Raw genomic sequence first — 22,494 nt, forward strand, 5'->3', positions numbered from 1 at the left:
GCCTCCGTCCTGCCGTTCGAGGGGACAGGACCACAGCAGTAGGAACACAACGTCCATCCTGTACCCGGCAACAGCCTAAGGAGTCGCCTCCTCGGTTGCGCGACGGACCTAGTTGAGGCCGATTCCCGCCGCCTCCAACTTGCGGTAGAGCGTCGAGCGGGAGATTCCCAGCAGCGACGCCGCGGCCTTCTTGTTGCCGGCCGCCTCGCTCAGCGCGTCCATGATCGCGCTGAGCTCGGCCTGCTCGAACCTGCTCATGCGGCGGCGGTAGGCCCGGGCGCGCAGCTCGTCGGGAAGGTCACCGAGGTGCACCTCGCTCCCCCGCGTGACGGTCAGCGCCTGGTCGACCGCGCTGCGCAGGTCGCGTGTGTTGCCCGGCCACGGCGTCCGCATGAGAAGCGAGACGACCTCGGGTGCCAGCCGCCGGGGCGCGGCGAACGATCGGACCAGTGCCGGGATGTCGTTCGTCCGGTTGCGCAGTGGCGGCAGCGCGACCGCAGCGCACCGCTGATCATCGTGGCCGGCCGTCATCGGGACAGGCTGCGTGCCGGCGGTCGCCAGGCAGCGCCATCCGTGCGCGCGGGCACCGTGCAACATCGACGTGACGGTTCGCAGCGCTGCGGGCGAGACCCCGTCGGCGTGCCTCACGACGACGGTGCCCGGCTCGCCGACGAGAACCGACCGCAGACTCGACATCCAGGCCGACGGGCCGTCCACCGTCATCGATTCGGCATCGCGCACGAGCAGCGGACCGTCGCCACCCAGGTGCCGATGAACCGCTTCGGCCACCGCCGTCTTCCCCACACCCGGTTCGCCGGACACGACGACGACCCGGTCGCGCGCGCGTGCGGCGATCGCGTGACACGCTCGCAGCCACGCCGGGTCGGTCCCGACGAGGCCGGGAAGTGAGGACGGCCGGCTCAGGCCGGCGCCGGTGGAACCCGACTCGGTGCGCGCCTCCCGGATCTCGACGATCGCGCCGATCTCGTCGCCGCCGTCGCACATCGATTCACCGTGCATCACGACCATTCGACCGTCCGGCAGCTCCACCTCCGCCTCGGAGACGTCGGGCGACCGCAGCAGCCGGGAGACCTGCTCCCATACCAATGACTGCTCGGCACCGTCGAGAAGCTGGGCCGCACGAGGTGAGCTGATCAGCAGTCGCTCGCTGATCACGAAGAAGTCGTGACGAACGCGTCGCGAGGCCGCCACGAACCGGTCGAGCAGCGCCCGTTCCGCCCCCGACTGCTGCGCCCACAGCCGTTGTTCGATCTGCTCCGCGGTCTGCTCGGCGATGTACTCCACGAGCACGTTGTCGTGGTCGGCCGCGCAGGTGACGTCGAGCAGGCCGTGCAACCGCCGGTCCACGCTTCGGATCGGGACGCCGACACAGGTGAACTCGTGAAGATCCTCCGCGTAGTGCTCGTGGCCGTCGACCCGGACCGTCCGGCCGAGTTCGAGCGCGGTGCCGACCCCGTTGGTGCCGACCTCGCCCTCCGCGAAGACGAAGCCCTCGGCCGCCGACACGGCGTCGAGGCGGCCGAGCAGGTGTGTGTTCGACGACGTGCGGTCGAGGATGCGCGCGGAGGCGTCGGTGAGCAGGAAGGAGATGCCGAGGTCCCCGAGCCGCTCGTTGACGTGGTCGAGCACGGGGCGGGCTGCACGCACCAGGGGTGCCTCGTGATCGAAGTCAGGGGCGTAGCGTGGCCTCATGGTGTCCACCGGCACGTGGAGGTAGGAACAACGACGCCAGGACACGGCGATCTCCGGACGTGTCGTGCACGGGGCGCGGCCCTCGAGGAATGCCTCCCGCTCATGGGCCACCGCGTGCTGAAGGATCGTCATCGATCACTCTCCGCGTCCATCGGGCGTCCAGTGGGGCGTCCGTCGCCGGTACTGCACGGAAAGATTATACCGATTGATGCCGGAATCCGTGTCCCCTTCTGGGACACGGATTCCGGCAGACGATCATTCGAAGCAGTTCGGTGCGTGTTTGAACTCCGCCCAGTCCTCGGGATCGTGACTGATCCAGATGGTGGCGTCGGCGGAGTCCCGGAGCAGGTTGAGCCGCCGGATGGAGCGCAGCGACGCTACCGTGTCGGCGTCGTGGGGCATCGGCGCGATCGTGGTGAGCGCGTCGCGCAGGTGCACCGTGTCACCGGTGAGGATGAAGTTGCGGCCCGGGAGTCGGACCAGCAGGCTCAGCTCGCCCGGCGTGTGCCCCGGGGTGAACAGGATGACCAGGCTGCCGTCGCCGAACACGTCGTGGTCGACCCCGGGTACCTCGAACACGTTGCGGCCCCGCAGTGGCTCCAGGTCGGCCTGCCGGAAGAAGCCCGCACCCGCCGGGTCCGGCCAGAAGCCGAACCGCATGTCACCCTCGCCGACGTAGTAGCGCGCGTCGGGGAAGAGGTAAAGCCCCCCTGTGTGGTCGAAGTGCGTGTGCGAGGCGATCACGTACTTGATGTCGGTGAGCTTGTAGCCCAGCGCCTTGAGCTGCGCATCCACCGTCTGTTCCGGCAGGAACCGCAGGCCGAGATGCTCGGCAAGAGGCCCGTAGACCCCCTCGGGATCGGTGGCGGCGGCCGGGACCAGCCCGGTGTCGAACAGGACCAGGCCCTTGGGGTGCTCGATCAGGTAGGCGGGCATCGGGATGGTGCACTCGCCGCTCGCCCCGAGCAGCAGCAGCGACTTGTCGACGGTGAGGGTGGGCGAGTCGAGCGCCCACATCCGCTTGGCCGTTCCGGGTGTTGCCATCGGTCGTCTCCTTGCGGTGGTCAGGCGCTGACAGGGACGCGGGGCTGCACGTCGAGATCGACGCTGCTCGGCTCGCGCTCGATACGGCCGCACTCGCGGTGCAGGACGGGCATGATCTCCTCGGCGAAGTACTGCATCTGCGCCTCGATCTCCTCACCCTGGAAGCCGGCGGACTCGAACCAGGTGTGGAACATGAAGTCGTCGTAGCCGCACTGCTCCTTGACCTCCATGATCGAGTCGATCACGTACTGCTTGGAGCCGTGGATCGCGACCTTCTTGTCCCGCAGCAGCTCCGCGGTCACCTTCATGTTCAGGTCGTAGAAGGGCTCGTCGGCCTCGGCCAGCACCGCGGCGAACCCGAACGGGCCGTAGTAGTCCCACTGCAGCTCCAGCGCGCGGCCGGCCCGGTCCATGTCACCGAGCCCCTTGTCCACGCAGTGGATGTAGCGGCAGGTCACCACGCCGCGGCGGCGCTCGGCGTCCCAGCCGCGCTTGAACTCGCCGCGATCCTGGCGGTCGGGCCAACCGGCCCGCTCGGCCTCCTCGTGGTAGAGGTCGATGTTCTGCTTGAGCCGGGAGTTGGGCTCGACGATGAAGTACCCGTTGATGCCCCGCTCGGCGGCGAACCGGATGGACCGGGGGCTGGTCAGCGGCTCCCACATCTGCGGGTAGGGCTTCTGCAGCGGCTGCGGGTAGACCGGGATCTCCAGCAGCTTGGTGGTGGTGGCCTGCACCGGGTTGCCGGCGGAGTACATGTCCGGTGCCCCGAGCTTGAGCACCTGCTCCAGCGTGCGACCCATGCCCTCCTGGCTGAAGTAGGCGTGGGTCTGCTTGTGACCCCACTTGGTGTAGGACGGCGGGATCGACATGAACTCGCCGTGGTGCGACATCGAGTCCTGGGTCCAGGCCTTGATGATGATGTCGTAGGCCTCCTCGAAGTAGGCCCGGTTGCGCTCCTGGTCCTGGATCGTGGAGCCGTAGGCCCAGCCGAACACCTCGTTCTCCCGCGGCTGGTAGCCGCGACCGATCCCGAACTCCAACCGGCCCCCGCTGATCACGTCCAGCATCGCGGCCTGCTCGGCGATCCGGATCGGGTGGTGCCAGGTGACGATGTTGGCGGCCTGGCCGAGTCGGATGTTCTTCGTCCGCGACGCGATGGCCGCCTCGGCGAGCAACGGGTTCGGGCTGAGCTCCGCACCCTCGGGCTGGAAGTGGTGCTCGGTCTGGAACCAGTAGTCGAAGCCGAGCTGGTCGGCGAGGATGCCCTGGCGCACCTGGTTGACGATGGTGTGCTGGGCCGAGATGTGTGTCGCGGGCAGGTCACCGTCGTTGACGGCCACCGTGTCCCCGTTGTACTGGACGTGCTTGACAGGAAGGTCCGAGGCTCCGTTGTGGAACACCCCGATCTCGATCGCCACCGCTGTTCTCCGTTCCCCGGCCGAAGCCGATCATTGGTCGTGCACTGGTGGACCGCGCGCCTGAACGCCCGGTCGGGTCACTGCGTCGAGTAGCCGCCGTCGATCACGAGCTCGGAGCCCGTGACGTAGGACGCCTCGTCGGAAGCCAGGAAGAGCACCCCGTAGGAGATCTCCTCGGGCCGCGCCATCCGCTGCAGCGGCGTCGCCCCGACGATGATCGGGATGACCTCGGCCGGTACGTCGTCGGACACCATCGGGGTGTCGACGATCCCGGGATGCACCGAGTTGACGCGGATGCCCGCACCGGCGAACTCGATGGCCGCGGTCTTGGTGAGCAGCCGGACGGCACCCTTGGTGGCCTGGTACGCGGTGGCCCCGCCGCTGCCGATGAGGCCGTAGATGGAGGAGGTGTTGATGATGGAACCGCCGCCCGCCCGGCGCATCGCCTCGGCCGCGGCCTTCATCCCGAGCCAGACACCGGTCTGGTTGGTCGCGATGATCCGGTCCCAGCTCTCGCGGGTGGTCGCCTCGACGCCGGTCATGTCGAGGACCCCGGCGTTGTTGACCAGGATGTCGAGGCGGCCGAAGCGCTCCTCGGCCAGTGCCACCGCGGCGTCCCAGCCGTACTCGTCGCGGACGTCGAACACGTGCGCGACGACGTCGTGACCCTTCGCGGTGAGCGTCTCCGCCACGGCCGCGAGCTCGTCGGCGAGGATGTCGCCGATCACGAGTCGCGCTCCCTCGGAGGCGAGCAGCGCCGCGTGCGCGGCACCCTGACCCCGTGCCGCGCCGCTGATGAGCGCCACCTTGCCGGCGAGCCTGTCACCCATGTCGTTCTCCTCCGGTAGTCGGTCCGGTCGGCGGGCCGCGCTCACGCGGTGCCGGCGGGGCCCGCCGCGGCCGGTGCCGCGTGGGTGTGTCCGTGCCCTGTCCCGTGGGCGTGCCCGTGGTCGTGGGACACCGGGTCGGCCACGGGCCCGGGGGTCTCCTTCAGGGAGCGCTCCTGGCGTTCGAGCTCCCGCTCGAGGCTGCGGTTGTCCCCCCTGGCCCTGGCGACCCACGTGCGCGCGGCGTCGGGCGCCATGTGGCAGAGCCCGGGCACGTCGCGGTTGTCCAGGCACAGCGCACGGTCGGACGCGGCCGGCCTGCGCTCGCTCGGCGGTGCCGCCCGGCCGGAGAGCCCGACCGCGGAGAACCGGCGCCTGGCGGGTGCCCGGCAGGCCGGGCACTGCATCGTGGGTGGCGCGGGGTTGGACACGAAGTGTTCGCTGACGCCGTCGCAGGCCGCGCACCGGTAGTCGACGATGATCATCGGGACGCCTCCGCTCGGTACCGCCTGCGGGCGTCGGCCTCGCCGAACCTGGCCCGCAGGACCTTCTTGTCGAACTTGCCCACGCCGGTCTTCGGGATGGCGTCGACGAACAGGAACTCCTCGGGGATCCACCAGCGGGCGAAGTGCTCCAGCAGGTAGGCCGTGAGGTCCTCGGGGGTGACGGGCGAGCGCGTGACGACGCAGGCCAGCGGGCGTTCCAGCCACTTGTCGTGGGGCACCGCCACGACCGAGGCCTCGGCCACAGCCGGATGTGCCATCAGGGAGTTCTCCAGCTCCACCGAGGAGATCCACTCCCCGCCGCTCTTGATCAGGTCCTTGGACCGGTCGGTCAGCTGCACGTAGCCGTCCGGGTCGATCACGCCGACGTCACCGGTCCTGAACCAGCCCTGCGCGTCGTAGCTGGCCGGGCTGCGCGGGTCGTCGTAGTAGGCGCTGGCCATCCACGGCGACCGCAGGTGGTACTCGCCGACGGCCTTGCCGTCCCACGGCAGGTCCTCGCCGCCCTCGTCGACGAGCCTGACCTCGCACAGCGGCAAGGGCAGACCCTGCTTGCCGCGGACGTCGTAGACCTCGTCCTCGGCGACGTGCTCGTGCTTGCTCTTCAACGCCGTGAAGGTGACCAGCGGCGAGGCCTCGGTCATCCCCCAGCCCTGCGGCACCACGATGCCGTGGGTGTCGGCGAACCACTTCATCAGACCGCGCGGCGGGGCCTGACCGCCCAGCCAGAGGACCTCGAGCGAGGAGACGTCGTAGTGCGGGTCGTCGCGCTCGAGCAGGTCGCGAATCATCACGCCGATGGTCACCGCGCCGACGGCATGGGTGACCTGGTGCCGCTCGATCAGCTCGAGGTAGTGCCTCGGCTCGGGGTGCGGACCGGGCAGCACCAGCGTCGCGCCCTGCAGCGCCGCGGCGAAGGGTACGCCCCAGCTGTTGGCGTGGAACATCGGGCTGATGGCGAGGAAGATCGCCTCCTCGCGCATCCCGATCGAGCCGTGCAGGCACAGGGCCAGGGTGTGCAGCACCACGCTCCGGTGGCTGTAGAGGACGCCCTTGGGGTCTCCGGTCGTGCCCGACGTGTAGCACATCGCGGACGCGGTGGTCTCGGGGAAGTCGGGGAACTCCAGCTTCCCGTCCTGTGCGGCGAGCAGCTCCTCGTAGGAGTGGACCGGGCTCAGCGTGGTCTCGGGCACCTCGTCGGCGAGCACCACGTAGGCCTGCACACCGGGCAGGTCCGGGGCGAGCCGCTCGACCAGCGGGATCTGGTCGGGGTCGATCAGCAGCACCCGGTCGCCACCGTGGTTGATGATGTAGGCGATCTGCTCGTCGAACAGCCGCAGGTTCACGGTGTGCAGGACGGCGCCCATGCACGGCACGCCGAAGTAGGCCTCGTAGTGGCGGTGGGTGTTCCACGCCAACGTCCCGACCCGATCGCCGGGCTGCACGCCCAGCGCGGTCAACGCCTGGGCGAGCTTGCGCGCCCGCACCGCGTACTCGGCGTAGGTGTAGCTGAGGTCCTCGCCGTCACCGGTCCGGGAGATGATGCGCTTGTCGCCGAACACCCGTTCAGCGCGCCAGAGCAGCTGCTTCATCAGCAGAGGCCGATCCATGATCAGGCCGTCCATACCCACCTCCGAGCTCGAACCATCCGCGGGTCGACGCTAGCCACCGGAGGAGGAAGTGGCGTGTGTCACTTCGTGACACGCGCCTGTGGCTCGACGCTCGGACCAGCGATCCCGGGGTTCGATCGACCTGCGTCGGTCTGCGGTGAGCATCGATGTGCCTCGTTGTGCAGCACACACCCCCGGCGCGGACGAGCGCGACGAGGCGCGGAACGGGCGGGCAGGCCGAATCAGATGTCGCCCACTGCAGCAGCAGACCGTTCCCGCTCCGATCAGGGTCCACGATCTCGCACAGAACCGTGCATGCGGCGATTGGATGCGCCGACGAGCGTCGGGAGGAACCGGACGACACCCGCTCGGTGGGCGGTCACCTGGTTCTCCATCTTCATCGCCTCGACGACGGCGATCAGGTCGCCCTTCCCGACCTTCTGCTCCTCGTCCGACCGCCATTCGGACGAGGTTTCCCTGCATCGGCACGATGACAGCGTCGCTGACGATCTCGTCGGCGGCTGCTCGCTGCAACGCGGCGGACTGCCGCCGGACAGTCCGGCCCACTCGGACGGGTGAGCACGTCTCCGGTGGGCTCGGGTTCTCCGACGAGGTGCTCGATGACAGCGTGCCGTTCTGGCCGCGAAGGTACTCGACGGTGCCTGCGCCGACGTAACCCGCGGCGCGGCAGATCCGCTCGGCCGAGGTCCGGACGGCCTCGTCCTGCTCGAGGGTGAGGAGGGGCGCGCGAGCTTCCTCGATCAGCTTCTGGTTGCGCGTTGCAGCGAGCAGTCACGCAGCCCACCACCAGGACGGCCCCTTGGGGAATCGGCGAGTACCTGCGCCTCGACGTGGCGAGCACGGTCGAGGAAGCGCTCGACGAAGCACTCGCCGCGGCCGAGTGCGGCGGCTGCTTCGCGGGTGGCGGCGGCGAAGGCCTCAGGGACCTCCGCCTTTTGGCGGACGATCTCGAGCCCGCGCCCTCCGCCGCCGAACGCAGCCTTGACGACGGGTGGGTAGCCGTACTGGCGACCGAACTCGATCACCTCGGTGGCACGGCATCGACGCCGGCTGTCAGCGCCGCGCCCACGAGGGCGTCCGTGTCGAGATAGGTGGACGCGGCGTCGGTAACGGCAAGGGCGATGGCATCGTCCGCCTCGCGGACGTGCCGCATCACGGTCGGAACACCTCGTGTGAGGCCTCGACCTGGGTGGGATGCAGGCAGATCTTGCCGTCGTAGCCGAGGTCCCGGGCCTGGACGGCGTCGGATCGGAAGTTCTCGAGGTCCCGCACCGCGACGACCGCGTGTCGATCGAGGCCACGCCGGACAGACGCGCGGCCAGGGCCACCCGGCTGCGCGCGTAGAGCACCTCGGTGCCCGCTCGGCTGCGGTCGGCGATCAGGCCCTCAACGCCGAAGTAGACGGCGTCCGGGCGGTCCGCGGCGTCGGCCGTGAGCAGTGTCCGGACATCGACGACCCCGAGGGCACTCTCGATACCCTCGACGACCCGGGTTTCGGCCGGCAGCGCCGCGCGGACCTGCCGGAGCTGCTCGACCCGCTCGTACTGGGGCAACACCACCCCGTCGACAGCGGGAAGGGCGCGACGACACCGGGACGGCAACGGGCGACCTTCGCCATCATCTCCGGCCGTCCACCCGGGACGAACATCAGGCTCCGGATGACCACCACATCCGGCGTCACGGGGAAGCCGCGAAGACCTCGGCGTCGCGGGCCGTTCCCCTCGTCACGAGGCACCTCCTGGAGTGACGACGCCCGTGGCGGAGCTGGTGGGGCGCCGATGCATCAGGCCGGTGCGCCGCGCACTGCAGATCAACTCGTCGCGCTGGTTGAACGCGCGGTGCTCGAACACGACGAGTCCCGTGTCGGGTCGTGAGCGGGACGGCCGGGCCTCGACGACCTCGGTCTCCACGTGGACGGTGTCGCCGTGGAAGACGGGCTTGGGGAAGACGACCTGGTCGAGCCCGAGCTGCGCGACGATGGTCCCCAGCGTCAGCTCGTGCACCGACAACCCGACCACGAGCGCGATGGTGAACATGCTGTTCACCAGGGGACGGCCGAACTCGGTCGTCGCGGCGTACTCCGCGTCGAGGTGCAGTGGCGCGGGGTTCATCGTCATCGTCGTGAACAGCACGTTGTCGGTCTCCGTGACGGTGCGCCTGGTGGCGTGCCGTATGTAGGTCCCGACCTCGAGCTCTTCGAACCATCGGCCGGTCACCTCGCGGTCGTCGGTCCTGGACATCTGGCCTCCTGCGAGTGGTGAGTGTGCGCCTCGTGTTCATCGGCGGTCGCGCGAATCCCGGACCGCGGCCGCGACGGCCTCCAGCGCGCCGGCGTCCTCCATGGCGCTGACATCGCCGGTGGGCGCGCCGTGCTCGACCAGATCCCGAAGCAGGCGGCGCATCGTCTTACCGGTCCGGGTCTTCGGCATCGCCCCAGTGACGTAGACCTGGTCCAGCTGTGCGTAGCCGCCCAGCTCCGCCACGACCCGCCGCCGGTTGTCGGCCGGCACCGCCCCGATCTGGCCGTCGGGGCCGACGGTATCGGCCGCATGAGTGACGAACGCGATCGGGACGGTGCCCTTGGTGTCGTGCGGGACGCCGACCACGGCTGTCTCGACCACCCGCTGTCGCCGACCTACCGGCCGTTGACGTCGTGCAGGATGTGGAACGCGCGCCGGAAGTACACCGCCGGGGTGTTCGGACCTGTCCTCACGTTCTGGACCTGCCCGACCAGGATCGTGTGGTCTCCGGCGGGATGACGATCGTGCACCGAACAGTCGAGGATCACCGACGCGACGTCGAGCACCGGGAGTCCGTTGTCGTCGGCGACGAAGCCGGCGTCGGCGAACTTGTCCGCACCGCGCGTGGCGAAGCGCATCGCGAGCTGCGCATGCTCGGGATGGATCACGTGGACGATCCATCTCGTGACTCGCTGGAAGACCGAGGCGCACTCGGCGCCATTCGCCAGGCACACCAACACGAGCGGTGGCTCCATCGAGACCGAGCAGAACGACGTCGCCGTGAAGCCCCACCAGCGGCCCGACGGGTCGGCCGTCGTGACGATCGTGACCCCGCTCGGGAAGGACGCCATGGCGTCCTTGAACAGGTTCAGTCCCTCCGGCGCCAGAGCAGGACCGTTCTCACTCATCGCAACGCCGTCGCATCCGGGCCGGCCACGGACCCCATCTCGTGGTCCATGCGGACCCGCTTGGTCGTCAGGTAAGCGATGTTGTCCGCATTCGGGGCGATGATCAGCGGTTCGCGGGCGGCGATCTTCACCCCGTGCCCGGCGAGCCCGTGGTACTTCGCCGGGTTGTTGGTCATCACGCACACCTGTCGCACACCGAGGTCACGCAGGATCTGTGCGCCGACCCCGTACTCCCGGCTGTCAACGGGCAGCCCCTGGGCGAGGTTCGCCTCGACGGTGTCCATGCCGGCGTCCTGCAGGGTGTAGGCGCGGAGCTTGTGGCTGAGCCCGATCCCGCGGCCCTCGTGACCGCGCAGATAGACGACGGCACCGCGGCCGACCGCTCCGATGCGCTCCATCGCCGCCTGGAGCTGCTCGCCGCAGTCGCATCGGCGTGAACCGAACACGTCCCCGGTGAGACACTCGGAGTGGACCCGCACCAGCACATTGTCGTCGGGGGCTGGGTCCTCCGGCTGGCTGACGTCACCCATCACGAGCGCGACGTGCTCGCTGCCGTCGAGCTCCGATCGGTAGGTCGCGGCCGTGAACTCGCCGTACGGGCTGGGCACCCGGCCGGATGCCTGGCGCAGCACGAGGGTGTCCGTACGCAGGCGGTACCGCACCAGGTCCGCGACGGTGATCGAGACCAGCCCGTGCTGCCGGGCGAACCGGGCCAGCTGGGGACGTCTCGCCATGGTGCCGTCGGCGTTGGTGACCTCGGCGAGCAGACCGGCGGGTGCCAGCCCCGCGAGCCGGCAGAGGTCCACGGCGCTCTCGGTGTGCCCGGCCCGCCGCAGCACGCCGCCGTCGCGGGCCCGCAGCGGGAAGATGTGTCCGGGCCTGGAAAGGTCACCCGGCCGGGTCCCCGGGTCGGCGAGTGCCCGGATCGTCGCCGCACGGTCCGCGGCCGACACCCCGGTGCTGGTGACGTTCTTCAGGTCGACCGAGACGGTGAACGCCGTCGCTCTCGGATCGTCGTTCTCCGCGACCATCGGCGGCAGCTCGAGCCGGTCGACGAGCGCGGCGTCCATGCCGACGCAGACCAGGCCACTGGTGTGGCGGATGACGAACGCGAGCATCTCCGGTGTCGCCAGCTCGGCGGCGGCGATGAGATCGCCCTCGTTCTCGCGGTCCTCGTCGTCGACGACGAGGACCATCCGGCCGCGGCGCAGCTCCGCCAGCGCGGCATCGACCTGGTGGTCCTGATCCATGCAGGCCACGGTAAGAGGCGTAGGCGACGGCGACGTGTACGACATCGCGACACCTCGTGCCCGGGCGCCGCGTGCTGTGTCACCCGCCCGGACGTCCGGATCAGCCCGGTTCGGGGGGCGCCCGCGGCGGGAGCGGGCGCCGCGCCGGACCGACGTAGTCCTCGCGGTCGGGCGCCAGCATCCGGAACCGGTCGCCGCTCTCGATCTCCTCGAGCATGTGCGCCCCGATCCCGGGCAGGAACGAGATCAGGCTGGTCACGTACATCTGCGGCGGCCCGAACCCGAGCTCGGTGAGCACCCTGGCCATGGCGCCGTCGATGTTGAGCGGGAGCGGCCGCCGGCCGGGCCGCAACGCTCTGTACGCGGCGAGGATCGCGTCGTGCAGCCGCTCACGGTGCCCTCGACGCCGTGCCGGCGCGCGGCCGGGTAGGCCATCAGCCCGCAGAGCACGGCCTCGAACACCGCGGCCTGCGCGGCGGTGGGCAGCTCGCCGCCGCGCAGGGTCGGCCAGGTGCACTCGGCGTAGCTGCGGCCACGGATCAGGTCCGAGAGCGGGTAGCCCCGGACGTAGATCTCCTCGTCGTCCATCTCGGTGATCGCGGTACGGAACCACAGACCGTCGCCGCTCGTCATCGCTGGACGCCTCGCTCCCGCTTCCGGCCCGCGGACCGCCGGTTCAGATGTCGCTGTCGGCCAGGAACCCCAGCACCGTGGAGGTGAAGGCGTCGTTGTCGTCGCCCGCGACCATGTGCCCGGTGGCGGACACGTCCACGTGCCGGGAACCGGGGATGAGCTCGAGGAACTCCGCGACCCCCTCGTCGCTGACGATGTCGGACTGTTCCCCACGCACCAGCAGGGTCGGCACGGTGATCCGGCGCGCCGCGGCGGCGGCCCGTTCGTGGCTGGTGGACCGGCGCGGCTCGGAGTCGATCTGCAGGAACGCCGGGTCCCAGTGCCAGTACCACCGGCCGTTCTCCCGCTGCCGCACGTTCTTGCGCAGACCCTCGGGAGTCGGCGCGCGCTTCCGGTGCGGGTTGTAGGCCCTGACGGCCTCCGCGACCTCCTCCAGCGAACCGAACCCGTCGGGATTCGCGCTCATGAAGGCCATGATCCGGGCGACGCCCGCGGGTTCCGCCCGCGGCACGATGTCGACGAGCACGAGCGCGCGGGCCACGTCCCCCCGCTCGCCCTGCGCGACGAGCGAGGTCATACCGCCCATCGACGCCCCGATCAGCAGCGGGCGCTCCTCCAGTGCCCCCACCACGGACGCCAGGTCGGCCACCAGCCCGTCGATGCCGTAGTCGCCGTCGGGCGCCCAGTCGCTGTCGCCGTGGCCGCGGGCATCCAGCGCGAGCGCGGTCCAGCCGTTGTCGGCCAGCGCCGCGGCCGTGCGGAACCAGGAGTGCCGGGTCTGGCCGCCGCCGTGCAGCAACAGCACGGCTCCACGGTGCTCGCCGACCCCGTCCCAGCGGTCGCCGACGATCTTGCCGGCGGCCCCGTCGAACACGGCCCGTTCACCCGGGCGGACGCCGTTCACGCGCGGGAGCTGATCGTCGCCGTCGGGACGGAACCGGGAAGGTTGGTATCGACCATGCCCCGGACCATAGACGTCCGGTCGAGCTCGGGCGAGGTAGGACGCCACCCCATTCTCTCAACCGTCAGTTCGAAGTTCGCCCGAGATGTCGTTCTACGATCACGTGCTGGAGTCCCGCCATGCTGACAGGGGATCAGCGCCTGGCCGGGGAGCCGCCGGATACGGGTGAGCCACGCGGCGGTCTGCGCACGGGGGTGATGCCGCCGATCGCGGACCCGGCAAGCCGGGGCACGGCGGACATCGCTGCGCCGGTCCACCTGGTACGGACCGCGCCGACACCATCCGTACAAGCGACCACCTCGCCTTCCACCCGATGCTGGAGGGCACCATCGCGCTCGTCGCGGCGGCCGCAGTCACCAGCACGCTGTCGACGGCACCTGCGTGCAGCTGATCGCCCGCGCTCCTGCCCGCCGCCGCACACCACCCACTGGGTCGGCGGCCACAGCGACTCCTCGATGCGGCGGGCGGCCCGGTTCGGCGACGGATGGCTGGCGATGCACCGGATGCCGAGCAGAGCGGTGAACCGGATGGGCAGACCGGCCGCCGGGTCCTCCGGGTCAACGATCGGCCGTCAGCACCAGGGCCGAGCCGTCGGTCAGCGCGCCGGAGGTGACGACGCCGACCTCGTGGCGCGGCACCTGCCGGTCACCACCACGACCCTGGATCTGTAGCACCGCCTCGGCGACCGTGTTCATGCCGTGCAGGTAGCCCTCGGCGAGCAGGCCGCCGTGGGTGTTGACCGGAAGCGCTCCGTCGCGTGCGGTCGCCCCGGACCGGACGAACGCGCCGGCCTCTCCCCTATCGCAGAAGCCCAGGCCCTCCAGCCCCATCAGCACCACGCTGGTGAAGCAGTCGTAGATCTCGGCGAAGTCGACGTCGGTGGCGCTGATGCCGGCCCGGCCGTACAGCTCGTCGCGCAGCCCGTGGGTGAAGTTGCGGGTGTAGTCGTCGTGCAGCAGCTGGTCGCCGATGTCCAGGCCCGGCCGGGCGCCGGCCCGGTAGGCGGCCGATGCCACCACCGCCGGCGGGTGCGGCAGGTCGCGAGCCCGGTCCAGGCTGGTCACCAGCACCGCGCAGGCACCGTCGACCTCGCTGGTGCAGTCGGCGGCCCGGAACGGCTCGGCGATCATCGGCGAGTCCAGGTAGCCGGGCAGGTCCAGCGGGCGGCGCTGGATGGCACGGTCGTTTGCCTGCGCGTAGACCCGCTGCGCCAGCGCGACGGCCGCCAGGTCGCGCTCGTCGCCGCCGGTCTCGTGCAGGTAGCGCCGGGCCCACATCGCGATGTACATCAGGTACGCGGAGTAGCCGATCGGGTACCGGTACTGCGCCGCGCCACTGCCGAAGGCGGTGCTGCCGACGCGAACCCCGGACCGGCCGTTGAGCGCGCGGAAGACCACCACGTTCTCCGCGTAGCCCTGGGCCACCGCCATCGCGGCCTGCTGCACCATGAAGCACGGCGACTGTCCGCCCTGCTGGAAGTCCATCACGAAGCGCAGCCCGGGTACGGCGAGCGTGGTGGCCACCGCCTCGCTCGACACCGAGTCGTTGAGAACGCTGAAGCTGACCACCCCGTCGACGTCGACGGGCCGCAGGCCCGCGTCGAGCGTGGCGGCGCGCGCCGCCTCGGTCGCCAGGTCCAGCACCGTCCGCCCGGAGGCCTTGCTGAACGCCGAGTACCCGACGCCCGACACCGCCACGTCTCTCATGTCGCCTCCCGGTCGAGGACGCTAGGGCGGCGGACCCGGTTCGTCAACCGACGATTCGAACTTTTTCGTTGACGTTGGTTAACGGCCAAGTGTTAAGATTCCGTCCATTGAGTCAGGACGGCGGAACCGTCGGGCCCGGTCCGACACCGGCCGCGGCGGGCCGCGACCGGTGAGCGGTCCCCGCCATCGCGAGCGTCGCCGCCACCGACAGCAGCACCGACCGCGGAGGCCGTACATGACAACGCAGCAGCAGGCCGGGATCCTCGTCGACCGGGTACGGCTCGGCGACGGGGACGACGAGATGGGCCTGGTCACCCTCAACCGGCCAGCCGAGATGAACCCGCTGGACTGGCCGACGGCACTGGAGCTGGGCCGGGTGTTCGACGAGCTGGCCGGCGACGACCGTGTCCGGGTCGTTGCGGTGACCGGCGCCGGGCGGGCGTTCTCCGCGGGTGGGGACATGAAGAAGTACCGGGAACTGCAGCGTGACCCGGCCGCGTTTCCCCAGTTCCTGAGCGACGCCACTGAGGTGTTCGCCCGGATAGGCCAGTACCCGAAACCGTTCGTCGCCCTGGTCAACGGCGTCGCCGTGGCCGGCGGGATCGAGCTGCTGCTGTCCTGCGATCTCGCCATCGCCTCCACCTCGGCCAGGATCGGCGACGCGCACCTCACGTTCGGCCAGATGGGTGGGGGCGGGGTACTCACGTTGCTGCCGCGCGCGGTCGGCCCGGCCAGGGCGCGTGAGCTCATCCTGTCCGGTCGGCTGCTCTCGCCCCAGGAGGCCCTGGACTGGGGGCTGGTGTCGAAGGTGGTGCCCGACGAGGAACTCGTCGCAGCGGGAACCGCATTCGCCGCGGAGGTGGCGAAGAAGTCGCCGCTGGCGGTGGGCAACGCCAAGCGGGTGCTCAACGCCGCCCTCTGGGACGGCACCGGCGTGGCCGCCGGAATACGCCTGGAGCGTGAGGTCACCAGCCGCTACTGCCTGACCAGCCACGACGCCGAGGAGGGCCTGGTCGCCTTCGCCGAGAAGCGCCGGCCAGCCTTCACCGGGCGCTGAGGAGGACCGCCGTGCCGACCCCCGAGCGCCCCGGGCCGCCCCCTCCGAACACCGACGTCGACAGCGAGCCGCATTGGGCGAACCTGCGCGCGCACCGCCTGGCGCTGCAGGCCTGCGCAGCGTGCGACCGGCGCCGGTTCCCGCCCACGCCGGCGTGCCCGTACTGCGCGCACCCGGAATCGCGGTGGGAGGATGCGCCCGGCACCGGCACCGTCTACTCCTCGATCACGGTGCACCGGACCCTGGACCCGGCCTTCGCCGCCGAGGTGCCCTACTCCATCGCCACCGTCGACCTCGACGGAGGCGGCCGCATGATCGCCAGGATGGCCGACGGGGTGCCCCTGGACGCCCGGGTCGTTCCCCACTTCGTCGATCACGAGGGGTGGACGGAGCTCCGCTTCACCGGCGTGGTCGGCTCGTGACGGACATCGGGGCGGGCGGCCACGCCCGGCCGAAGGGCCCTTCAGCCGCCGGGACCGGCTCCGGGACGGAACAGCCGCAGCAGGTTCGCCGCGACCGCGGCGGACGCCGCGTCGAAGTCCCGCTTGCGGCGGCCGCGGAACCACACCGGCACGTAGTTCATCGCCCCGTAGAGGTTGTGCATCGCCACGTCCTCGTCCACGTCGAACTCCCCGTCGGCGATGCCGCGGCGCACGACCGCCCGGAAGATCGCGTCGTGTCCCTCACGCAGCCGGCGGGTCCGCCGCCGGTAGGTTTCGGGCCAGTCCAGCGGCTGGAGGAACAGCCGGGCCATCTCCGGGCGGGTGCGCACGATCAGCTCGAGCTGTCGCGTGATCAGCAGGGTGAGCTGCTCGGTCGCGGTGCCCGGGTGTGCGACCACCACGTCCCGCAGCTCGCCGTTGAGCGAGCTGCCGAGCTGCTCGAGGCAGGAGCTGACGAGCTCCTCCTTGCTCGGGAAGTAGTGGTAGAGCGACGCCTTGGTGAGGTCCAGCCGCTCGGCGATCTCGTCCAGGCTCAGGCCGTGGTACCCGCGCTCGGCGAGCACCACCGCCGCCGCGGCGAGGATGTCCTGGACCTTGCGGTCGCGCCGCCGCGCAACCCGCCCCCCCGCGGGCTGCTCCGCCGAGCCGACCGCCCCGCGCACACCTGTCATCGCCGCTCCGTCCCGTGGTCGCCGGGTCGATGCTACCAGGCGGTCGATTACCGACGATCCTTCTATAATTCGACCGTATGGTTGACGATTCGCCGATCGGGCACCTACGGTCAGCACGACTGCAGGAGGCGACGATGACTGCTGTGACGGCCCGTGGACCGGGCACGAAGGTGACCGACCCGGCACGGGTGATCGCGTCGCTGCCGCCGGTCGACGTGCTGGCGCTCGGTGGCCTGGCCCTGGAGAACCGGCCGGCCACCCTCGTCCGGGCGGCCGTGCGGGCCGGGTTGCGGACACGGGTGCTCACCTCCAGCCCGGCGGCGTCCTGGGACGCGGATGTGCTGCTGGTCGCCGGGCTCGTGGAGCGGCTGAGAATCCCGCACGTCTCCCTCGGCGAGGCGGGTCTGGCCCCCGGCGTGCGCGCGGCCGCCGACGCCGGCGTGGTGTTCGAGGACCTGGACGAGGCGGTGCTGATAGGCAGCCTGATCGCTGCGGCCGAGGACTCCCCCTACCAGGTCCTGCACAAGCTCGGCGCCAACGACGTGCTCGACGACAACCCGCTGCTCGACACGCGCGACGGGCACCGCGTGGTCGCGGCCTGCCACCCCGATGTCGCGTTCCTGCACGCCCCGCTCGGCGACAGCGCGGGCAACCTCGCCTATCTCGGCAGCCGCTACGCCGATCTGCTGCTGGCTCGCGCGAGCACCCGGGTCTACGCCCAGGTCGACGCGATCGTGCCGACCTCGGTCGTCCGCCGGGTCGGCATCGGCGTACCGGGTCACCTCGTCGACGGCATCGTCGCGGCCCCGTTCGCAGCGCACCCCACGGCGAGCGGAGGGTGCTACAGCGCAGACGTGCGCCATCTCGCGGAGTACGTGCGGGCCGTGCGGACCGGGGCGGCTCAGGAGTACCTGCAGCGCTACTGCCGGGCGGAGCGGCCAGCGGAGTACGCCGAGCTGATCGGCCATCCGCACCTGCGCACACTCGAGACGGAGGCACTCGCGTGAACCTGGGATCCAGGGAACGGATGGCCGTCCTGCTGGCCCGCGAGCTGCGTGACGGGTGGACCGTAGGGACGGGCGTCCGCTCGCTGGTGCCGGCGGCGGCCTGCCTGCTGGCCCAGGCCACGCACGCCCCGGACCTCACCGTGCTGGCCGGAGGCATCTACACCAACCCCCGGCGGCTGGTGGCGCTCGCCACCGGACTCGACTGCCGCCCCGAGGCCACCGGCGACTTCGTCGACGTCTACCAGACCACGGAGCGGGGCATCGACGCGATCTTCCACAGCGGCCTGCAGATCGACCGGTTCGGCAACGTCAACCTGCACTGGGTGGACCGCCCTCAGGGACGGCTGCGGGGGCCGGGAGTCGCCAACACCTCCTTCGGCCACACCGCGGGACGCATCCTGCTCTGGCTGGAGCGCCACGACCCGCGAGTGCTCGTCGAGCACGTCGACTTCGTCTCGATCGCCGGCCTGCGCATCCGCAAGCGCACCCGCGCCGAGCTGGGCATGCCCAACCTCGGGCCCGCCGTGCTCGTCACGCCGTCGGTGCTCTTCGCCCCCGACGGGGGCGAACTGCTGGCACGCAGCACCCACGGCACCCGGGACTGGGCCGCGGTCCGACGCGACACCGGCTGGCCGCTCCCCGACCAACCTCCGCCCTGCACCCCCGAGCCGACGCCCGAGGAGATCTCGGTGCTGCGCTCGGTCGTCGACCCCGGTGGGTTGCTGCGGGAGGCCGCCTCGTGATCTACCTGGAGCACGAGGCGAAGTCGGTGCTGGCCGCGGCGGGGCTGCCCGTGCCGGTGGGCAGGCTCTGCACCGGCAGGGCCGTGCCGCGGGTCGGGGAGACCGGCCCGTGGTACGTCAAGGCGCAGGTGCCCTACGGCGGACGCGGCAAGGGCGGGCTGGTCCGCCGGGCCGACGACGAGGCCGGGCTGCTGGCTGCGGGCGAGGCGATCCGGCAGGTGGCACCCGAGGCCGACCAGCTGGTGGAGCTGGCCGTCCCGACCCGGTCCGAGCGCTACGTCGCGATCGGGTTGGACACCGCGGCCGGGCGGCCCTACGCGGTGTTCGGCGCGCGGGGCGGGATCGAGATCGAGTCGGGCGACCCCGCCCTCCTGGCCCGGACCGACATCTCGATGGCCCGGGGGGTCCGGGCGGAGGACGGGGTCGAGCTGGCGCACCGGGTCGGCCTGCCGGCCGACGAGGCGGCTGCCGCCGGGGCGCTGCTCGTCCGGCTGTGGGACCTGTTCCGACGCCACCAGGGTGAGCTGCTGGAGATCAACCCGTTGATCTGGGACGGGGCGCGGTTCGTGCTCGCCGACGCGAAGCTGCGTACCTTCGAGCACGAGGCCGAGGACGGCACGGTCTACTTCCCGCGCCCCGGCCCGGTCGCCGTGCTCAGCGGAGGCGCCGGGCTGGGCATGGCGGTGGCGGACATGCTGCACCATCTCGGCACCCCACCGGCCAACTTCGCCGACATCGTCGGCGGGGTCACCACGCAACGGCTGACCCACGTCGCCCGGCAGGTCCTGCACCGGTGCCGCGACGACGACGTCGCGGCGGTCCTGATCGTGCTGTCCGTGTCGCTGACCCCGCTCGGCGGCGTGTTGAGCGTGATCCGTGACGTGATCGTCGAGGTCGGCCTCGACGTCCCCGCCGTCGCCTACTTCGGAAGCGGGGCGGCTCGTTCGGACACCGGGGACCTCCTGGGCGAGCTGGCCGGGCTCGGCGTCGACGTGCGGCCCGAACTGGAACAGGCGATCTCCCGTGCAGCCGAGCTGGCCGGCGCGGCAACACGTCCGGACACGGAGGCAGCGTCATGAGCATCCTCGCCGACCGCAGCACCCGCGTTCTGGTCCAGGGCGCCACGGGCTCCGCCGGACGGCGCCAGCTGCGGGCTCTCGCCGAGTTCGGTACCCCCGCGGTCGCCGGCGTGACGCCCGGCCGCGGCGACACGACCGTCGACGACGTCGCGATCTTCGACACGGTCGCGGAGGCCGTCGCGGCCACCGGCGCGACCGCCTCGATCGTGCACGTCCCCCCGCGCGACCGAGCGGCGACCGGCGCCGCGCTGGAGGCCATCGAGGCCGGCCTGGACCCAGTCGTACTCGTGACGGAGGGGGTTCCGGTCCACGAGACCCTCGAGATCGTCGAACACGCGCGCGCAGCCGGAACGACCCTGGTCGGGCCCAACTGTGTCGGCGCGATCGTTCCCGGGTCCGCCCTGCTCGGCATGCTGCCCCCGGGCTGCACCACACCCGGCCGGGTCGGGCTGATCTCCAAGAGCGGCAGCCTGGCGATCGAGATGCTGCGGGCGCTGACCGGTGCGGGCATCGGCCAGTCCACGGCGGTGTCGATCGGCGGAGACCCGGTTCTCGGCACGAGCCAGGCTCGCTACCTGGAGCTGTTCGAGGCCGACCCGGACACCGACGCGGTACTGGTGCTCGGCGAGATCGGCGGGACCATGGAGGCCGCCGCGGCGGAGCAGGTGGCGCGGATGCGGACCCCGGTGGTGGCGTTCATCGCCGGCCGTACGGCACCGCCGGGCCGGCGGATGGGGCACCTCGGCGCCCTGAGTTCGTCGGGCGCGGACTCCGCGGCCGGCAAGGAGGCAGCGCTCGCCGAGGCCGGTGCGGTGGTGGTCCCCACCCTGTGGGCGGCCCGCGACGCGCTGCGGGAGCTGACCCGTGGCTGATCTCGAGGTCGAGGTCGTCGGCGGCACCCACTGGGTGCGGCTGAACCGGCCACGGGTGCTCAACGCCATCACGACCGCGCTCAAGGACGAGTTGCTCGCCGCGCTGGAGCGGGCTGAGGACGATCCGGGTGCGGTCTGCCTGGTGCTGACCGGTACCGGTCGGGCGTTCTGTGCCGGGGCGGACACCCGCGAGCTGGCCGCCGCGGGCGAGGTCGAGAACCTCCTGACCTCCGTGGCCCGGGTGGAGCGCACCCAACGGCTGGTCGAACGGATGCGCCGCAGCCGCCTTGCGACGATCGCCGCGGTCAACGGGATCGCCGCCGGCGGCGGGGTCTCCCTGGCCCTGGCCTGCGACATCGTGGTAGCGGCGGGGTCGGCCCGGTTCGCCCTGCTGTTCGGGGCGAGGGGCCTCGTCCCCGACGCCGGTCTCACCCGCCACCTCGTGGAGTCGGTCGGCAGGCGTCGTGCGCTGGCGCTCGCCCTCACCTGCGCCGACCTGGACGCCGACGAGGCCCTGCGCTGCGGGCTCGTCGATGCGGTCACCCCCGACGACGAGCTGGTGAGCAGGGTGACCGAGCTCGCCGCTGATCTCGTGGGTCGCGGGGCGCACACGATCGCGCTCACCAAGCGGGCGTTCGCCGCCCCGCAGCACTCCGACCTCTCCCTCGAAGCGCTCACACAGGCGGTGGCGCTGCAGGGCGCGGCGACCCCCGGCACCCGCACCGCCCCGGCGAAAGGACGATCATGACCCGGTCACCCTCCCCTGGCCGCAGGCTCCGCCTGCCCGCGGTCCTGCTCACCATGGCGTTGCTGCTCGCGGGATGCGGCGGCGGCGCCGCCCCCGGCGCGGCCGGCGGCCCGTTGCGGATCGCGAGTGCCAGCTCGAGCCTCAGCGCCGGACCGCTCCTGGCGGCGATGGCCCTGGACACCTTCACCCCTGCCGGCATCGCCTACGAGTACACCGACTTCGCCGGGAACAGCCCCAACACCATCGCGGCGCTGAGCGCCGGTGCCGCCGATGTCGCGCTGGTCGGCGCGGCGTCGGGATGGGACGCGCTGCAGGAGGGAGCGCCCCTCGTCGTGGTCGCCGCGATCGCCGGGAACACCAGCGAGCTCGGCATGCGCACCGACGTGGCGCAGCGCCTCGGGATCACCGAGACCTCGCCGATCGAGCAGCGGGTGCAGGCGCTGCGCGGGCTGACGATCGCCACCGCACGGACCGGGTCGGCCAACTACCAGATGCTGCGCTCGCTGTTCACCCTCTACGGCCTCAACCCCGACACCGACGCGACGATCGTCCCGTCCGAGCCGACCGCGATCGTCGCCGGGCTCCAGAACGACGGGATCGACGCCGCCTTCTACGGAACCGGGGTGATGCAGACCAACTACGCGGACGGCACCGCCGTCCCCATGGTCAACCTGCCTCGCGGTGACGTCCCGGAGCTCGAGGACATCGTGTTCGCCACGGCGTTGGTGCGCACCGAGACACTCGAGAACGACCCCGCCCGGGTGGAGCAGTTCGTCACCGCGCTGCGGGCGGCGGGCACCGCCATCACCGACCGGGGCGAGGAGACCCGCGCCGCGGTGAAGGACAGGTACTTCCCCGACCTTCCCGACGAGGTCTACCGGCTGTCCTGGGATCAGGTCGCACCGGCCTGGATCCTCGACGGCACCCTGAGTCCCCAGCAGCTCACCGCATCGCTGGACTTCCAGACCCAGACCACAGGGAAGCCCTATGACGGGATCGGCTTCGAGGACGACGTCGCGCCGATCGCCCGCTCGTGAGCG

Annotated in this window: 25 protein-coding genes and 2 pseudogenes; 8 read left to right on the forward strand and 19 right to left on the reverse strand. The window is 71.3% G+C overall.

Annotation, left to right across the window (positions count from 1 at the left end; genetic code table 11):
* Nucleotides 1-108: 108 nt before the first annotated feature.
* From ACVJO7_RS17375 to ACVJO7_RS17460, 18 genes and pseudogenes are all read right to left on the reverse strand, one after another.
* Nucleotides 109-1,845 carry a sigma-54-dependent Fis family transcriptional regulator gene (locus ACVJO7_RS17375; protein WP_491673722.1) on the reverse strand — a complete coding sequence of 579 codons (1,737 nt, stop codon included), beginning with the start codon at nt 1,843-1,845 and terminating at the stop codon, nt 109-111.
* Between the two features lie 123 nt (nt 1,846-1,968).
* Nucleotides 1,969-2,757, reverse strand: a complete 789-nt coding sequence (locus ACVJO7_RS17380) for an N-acyl homoserine lactonase family protein (protein WP_491673723.1) — start codon at nt 2,755-2,757, stop codon at nt 1,969-1,971.
* Between the two features lie 20 nt (nt 2,758-2,777).
* Nucleotides 2,778-4,175: an LLM class flavin-dependent oxidoreductase gene (locus tag ACVJO7_RS17385; protein ID WP_491673724.1), complete on the reverse strand. Its 1,398-nt coding sequence runs from the start codon at nt 4,173-4,175 to the stop codon at nt 2,778-2,780.
* A gap of 77 nt (nt 4,176-4,252) precedes the next feature.
* Complete coding sequence (locus ACVJO7_RS17390; RefSeq protein ID WP_491673725.1) at nt 4,253-5,005, reverse strand: SDR family NAD(P)-dependent oxidoreductase; 753 nt, start codon at nt 5,003-5,005, stop codon at nt 4,253-4,255.
* A gap of 41 nt (nt 5,006-5,046) precedes the next feature.
* Nucleotides 5,047-5,487, reverse strand: a complete 441-nt coding sequence (locus tag ACVJO7_RS17395; RefSeq protein ID WP_491673726.1) for an FmdB family zinc ribbon protein — start codon at nt 5,485-5,487, stop codon at nt 5,047-5,049.
* Nucleotides 5,484-7,115: a long-chain fatty acid--CoA ligase gene (locus ACVJO7_RS17400; RefSeq protein WP_491673727.1), complete on the reverse strand. Its 1,632-nt coding sequence runs from the start codon at nt 7,113-7,115 to the stop codon at nt 5,484-5,486. Before ACVJO7_RS17400 ends, ACVJO7_RS17395 begins: the two co-directional genes overlap by 4 nt.
* Before the next feature lie 284 nt (nt 7,116-7,399).
* Nucleotides 7,400-7,672 carry an acyl-CoA carboxylase biotin carboxyl carrier protein subunit gene (locus tag ACVJO7_RS17405; protein ID WP_491673837.1) on the reverse strand — a complete coding sequence of 91 codons (273 nt, stop codon included), beginning with the start codon at nt 7,670-7,672 and terminating at the stop codon, nt 7,400-7,402.
* A 139-nt stretch (nt 7,673-7,811) separates the two neighbouring features.
* Nucleotides 7,812-8,161 (reverse strand): annotated as a pseudogene (locus ACVJO7_RS17410) (ATP-binding protein); the annotation flags it as partial.
* Nucleotides 8,158-8,292, reverse strand: a complete 135-nt coding sequence (locus ACVJO7_RS17415; protein ID WP_491673840.1) for a biotin carboxylase N-terminal domain-containing protein — start codon at nt 8,290-8,292, stop codon at nt 8,158-8,160. The pseudogene ACVJO7_RS17410 and the gene ACVJO7_RS17415, both read right to left, overlap by 4 nt.
* 187 nt (nt 8,293-8,479) lie before the next feature.
* Nucleotides 8,480-8,695 (reverse strand): annotated as a pseudogene (locus ACVJO7_RS17420) (HpcH/HpaI aldolase/citrate lyase family protein); the annotation flags it as partial.
* 165 nt (nt 8,696-8,860) lie between these two features.
* Nucleotides 8,861-9,376 carry a MaoC family dehydratase gene (locus ACVJO7_RS17425; RefSeq protein WP_491673728.1) on the reverse strand — a complete coding sequence of 172 codons (516 nt, stop codon included), beginning with the start codon at nt 9,374-9,376 and terminating at the stop codon, nt 8,861-8,863.
* Nucleotides 9,377-9,412: 36 nt separating this feature from the next.
* Nucleotides 9,413-9,757, reverse strand: coding sequence for an AMP-binding enzyme (locus ACVJO7_RS17430; RefSeq protein WP_491673729.1), 345 nt, complete (start codon nt 9,755-9,757; stop codon nt 9,413-9,415).
* 14 nt (nt 9,758-9,771) lie between these two features.
* Entirely contained in the window at nt 9,772-10,284 is a 513-nt protein-coding gene (locus tag ACVJO7_RS17435) for a flavin reductase family protein (protein ID WP_491673730.1), read from the reverse strand.
* Nucleotides 10,281-11,534, reverse strand: coding sequence for a bifunctional 3,4-dihydroxy-2-butanone-4-phosphate synthase/GTP cyclohydrolase II (locus tag ACVJO7_RS17440; protein ID WP_491673731.1), 1,254 nt, complete (start codon nt 11,532-11,534; stop codon nt 10,281-10,283). The genes ACVJO7_RS17435 and ACVJO7_RS17440 overlap by 4 nt, the downstream gene beginning before the upstream one ends.
* A gap of 100 nt (nt 11,535-11,634) precedes the next feature.
* On the reverse strand, nt 11,635-11,841 hold the full coding sequence (locus ACVJO7_RS17445) for a hypothetical protein (RefSeq protein WP_491673732.1): 207 nt from the start codon (nt 11,839-11,841) through the stop codon (nt 11,635-11,637).
* Complete coding sequence (locus tag ACVJO7_RS17450) at nt 11,790-12,167, reverse strand: hypothetical protein (RefSeq protein WP_491673733.1); 378 nt, start codon at nt 12,165-12,167, stop codon at nt 11,790-11,792. The genes ACVJO7_RS17445 and ACVJO7_RS17450 overlap by 52 nt, the downstream gene beginning before the upstream one ends.
* A gap of 43 nt (nt 12,168-12,210) precedes the next feature.
* A complete protein-coding gene (locus tag ACVJO7_RS17455; protein WP_491673734.1) occupies nt 12,211-13,071 on the reverse strand; it encodes an alpha/beta fold hydrolase in 861 nt (286 codons plus the stop codon).
* Nucleotides 13,072-13,685: 614 nt separating this feature from the next.
* A complete protein-coding gene (locus ACVJO7_RS17460) occupies nt 13,686-14,834 on the reverse strand; it encodes a thiolase C-terminal domain-containing protein (protein ID WP_491673735.1) in 1,149 nt (382 codons plus the stop codon).
* A gap of 235 nt (nt 14,835-15,069) precedes the next feature.
* Between ACVJO7_RS17460 and ACVJO7_RS17465 the strand changes: the two genes are divergently transcribed.
* Together ACVJO7_RS17465 and ACVJO7_RS17470 are read left to right on the forward strand one after the other, a co-directional pair.
* Nucleotides 15,070-15,891: an enoyl-CoA hydratase/isomerase family protein gene (locus ACVJO7_RS17465; protein ID WP_491673736.1), complete on the forward strand. Its 822-nt coding sequence runs from the start codon at nt 15,070-15,072 to the stop codon at nt 15,889-15,891.
* A gap of 11 nt (nt 15,892-15,902) precedes the next feature.
* On the forward strand, nt 15,903-16,313 hold the full coding sequence (locus ACVJO7_RS17470) for a Zn-ribbon domain-containing OB-fold protein (RefSeq protein ID WP_491673737.1): 411 nt from the start codon (nt 15,903-15,905) through the stop codon (nt 16,311-16,313).
* 41 nt (nt 16,314-16,354) lie between these two features.
* Here ACVJO7_RS17470 and ACVJO7_RS17475 read toward each other — a convergent pair whose 3' ends face one another.
* Complete coding sequence (locus ACVJO7_RS17475) at nt 16,355-17,005, reverse strand: TetR/AcrR family transcriptional regulator (RefSeq protein ID WP_491673738.1); 651 nt, start codon at nt 17,003-17,005, stop codon at nt 16,355-16,357.
* 134 nt (nt 17,006-17,139) lie between these two features.
* On the opposite strand from ACVJO7_RS17475, the gene ACVJO7_RS17480 reads away from it, so the two are divergent.
* Genes ACVJO7_RS17480 through ACVJO7_RS17505 form a run of 6 tightly spaced genes read left to right on the forward strand, consistent with a single transcriptional unit; the run spans nt 17,140 to nt 22,491 of the window.
* Entirely contained in the window at nt 17,140-18,012 is an 873-nt protein-coding gene (locus tag ACVJO7_RS17480) for a CoA-transferase (protein WP_491673739.1), read from the forward strand.
* A complete protein-coding gene (locus ACVJO7_RS17485; RefSeq protein WP_491673740.1) occupies nt 18,009-18,755 on the forward strand; it encodes a hypothetical protein in 747 nt (248 codons plus the stop codon). Before ACVJO7_RS17480 ends, ACVJO7_RS17485 begins: the two co-directional genes overlap by 4 nt.
* On the forward strand, nt 18,752-19,834 hold the full coding sequence (locus ACVJO7_RS17490; protein ID WP_491673741.1) for an ATP-grasp domain-containing protein: 1,083 nt from the start codon (nt 18,752-18,754) through the stop codon (nt 19,832-19,834). Before ACVJO7_RS17485 ends, ACVJO7_RS17490 begins: the two co-directional genes overlap by 4 nt.
* Nucleotides 19,831-20,706, forward strand: coding sequence for a succinate--CoA ligase subunit alpha (locus ACVJO7_RS17495; RefSeq protein WP_491673742.1), 876 nt, complete (start codon nt 19,831-19,833; stop codon nt 20,704-20,706). The genes ACVJO7_RS17490 and ACVJO7_RS17495 overlap by 4 nt, the downstream gene beginning before the upstream one ends.
* Complete coding sequence (locus tag ACVJO7_RS17500) at nt 20,699-21,454, forward strand: enoyl-CoA hydratase/isomerase family protein (protein WP_491673743.1); 756 nt, start codon at nt 20,699-20,701, stop codon at nt 21,452-21,454. The genes ACVJO7_RS17495 and ACVJO7_RS17500 overlap by 8 nt, the downstream gene beginning before the upstream one ends.
* Nucleotides 21,451-22,491, forward strand: coding sequence for an ABC transporter substrate-binding protein (locus ACVJO7_RS17505; protein WP_491673744.1), 1,041 nt, complete (start codon nt 21,451-21,453; stop codon nt 22,489-22,491). Before ACVJO7_RS17500 ends, ACVJO7_RS17505 begins: the two co-directional genes overlap by 4 nt.
* Nucleotides 22,492-22,494 lie beyond the last annotated feature (3 nt).

It is taken from the genome of Pseudonocardia sp. DxW (assembly GCF_058448985.1).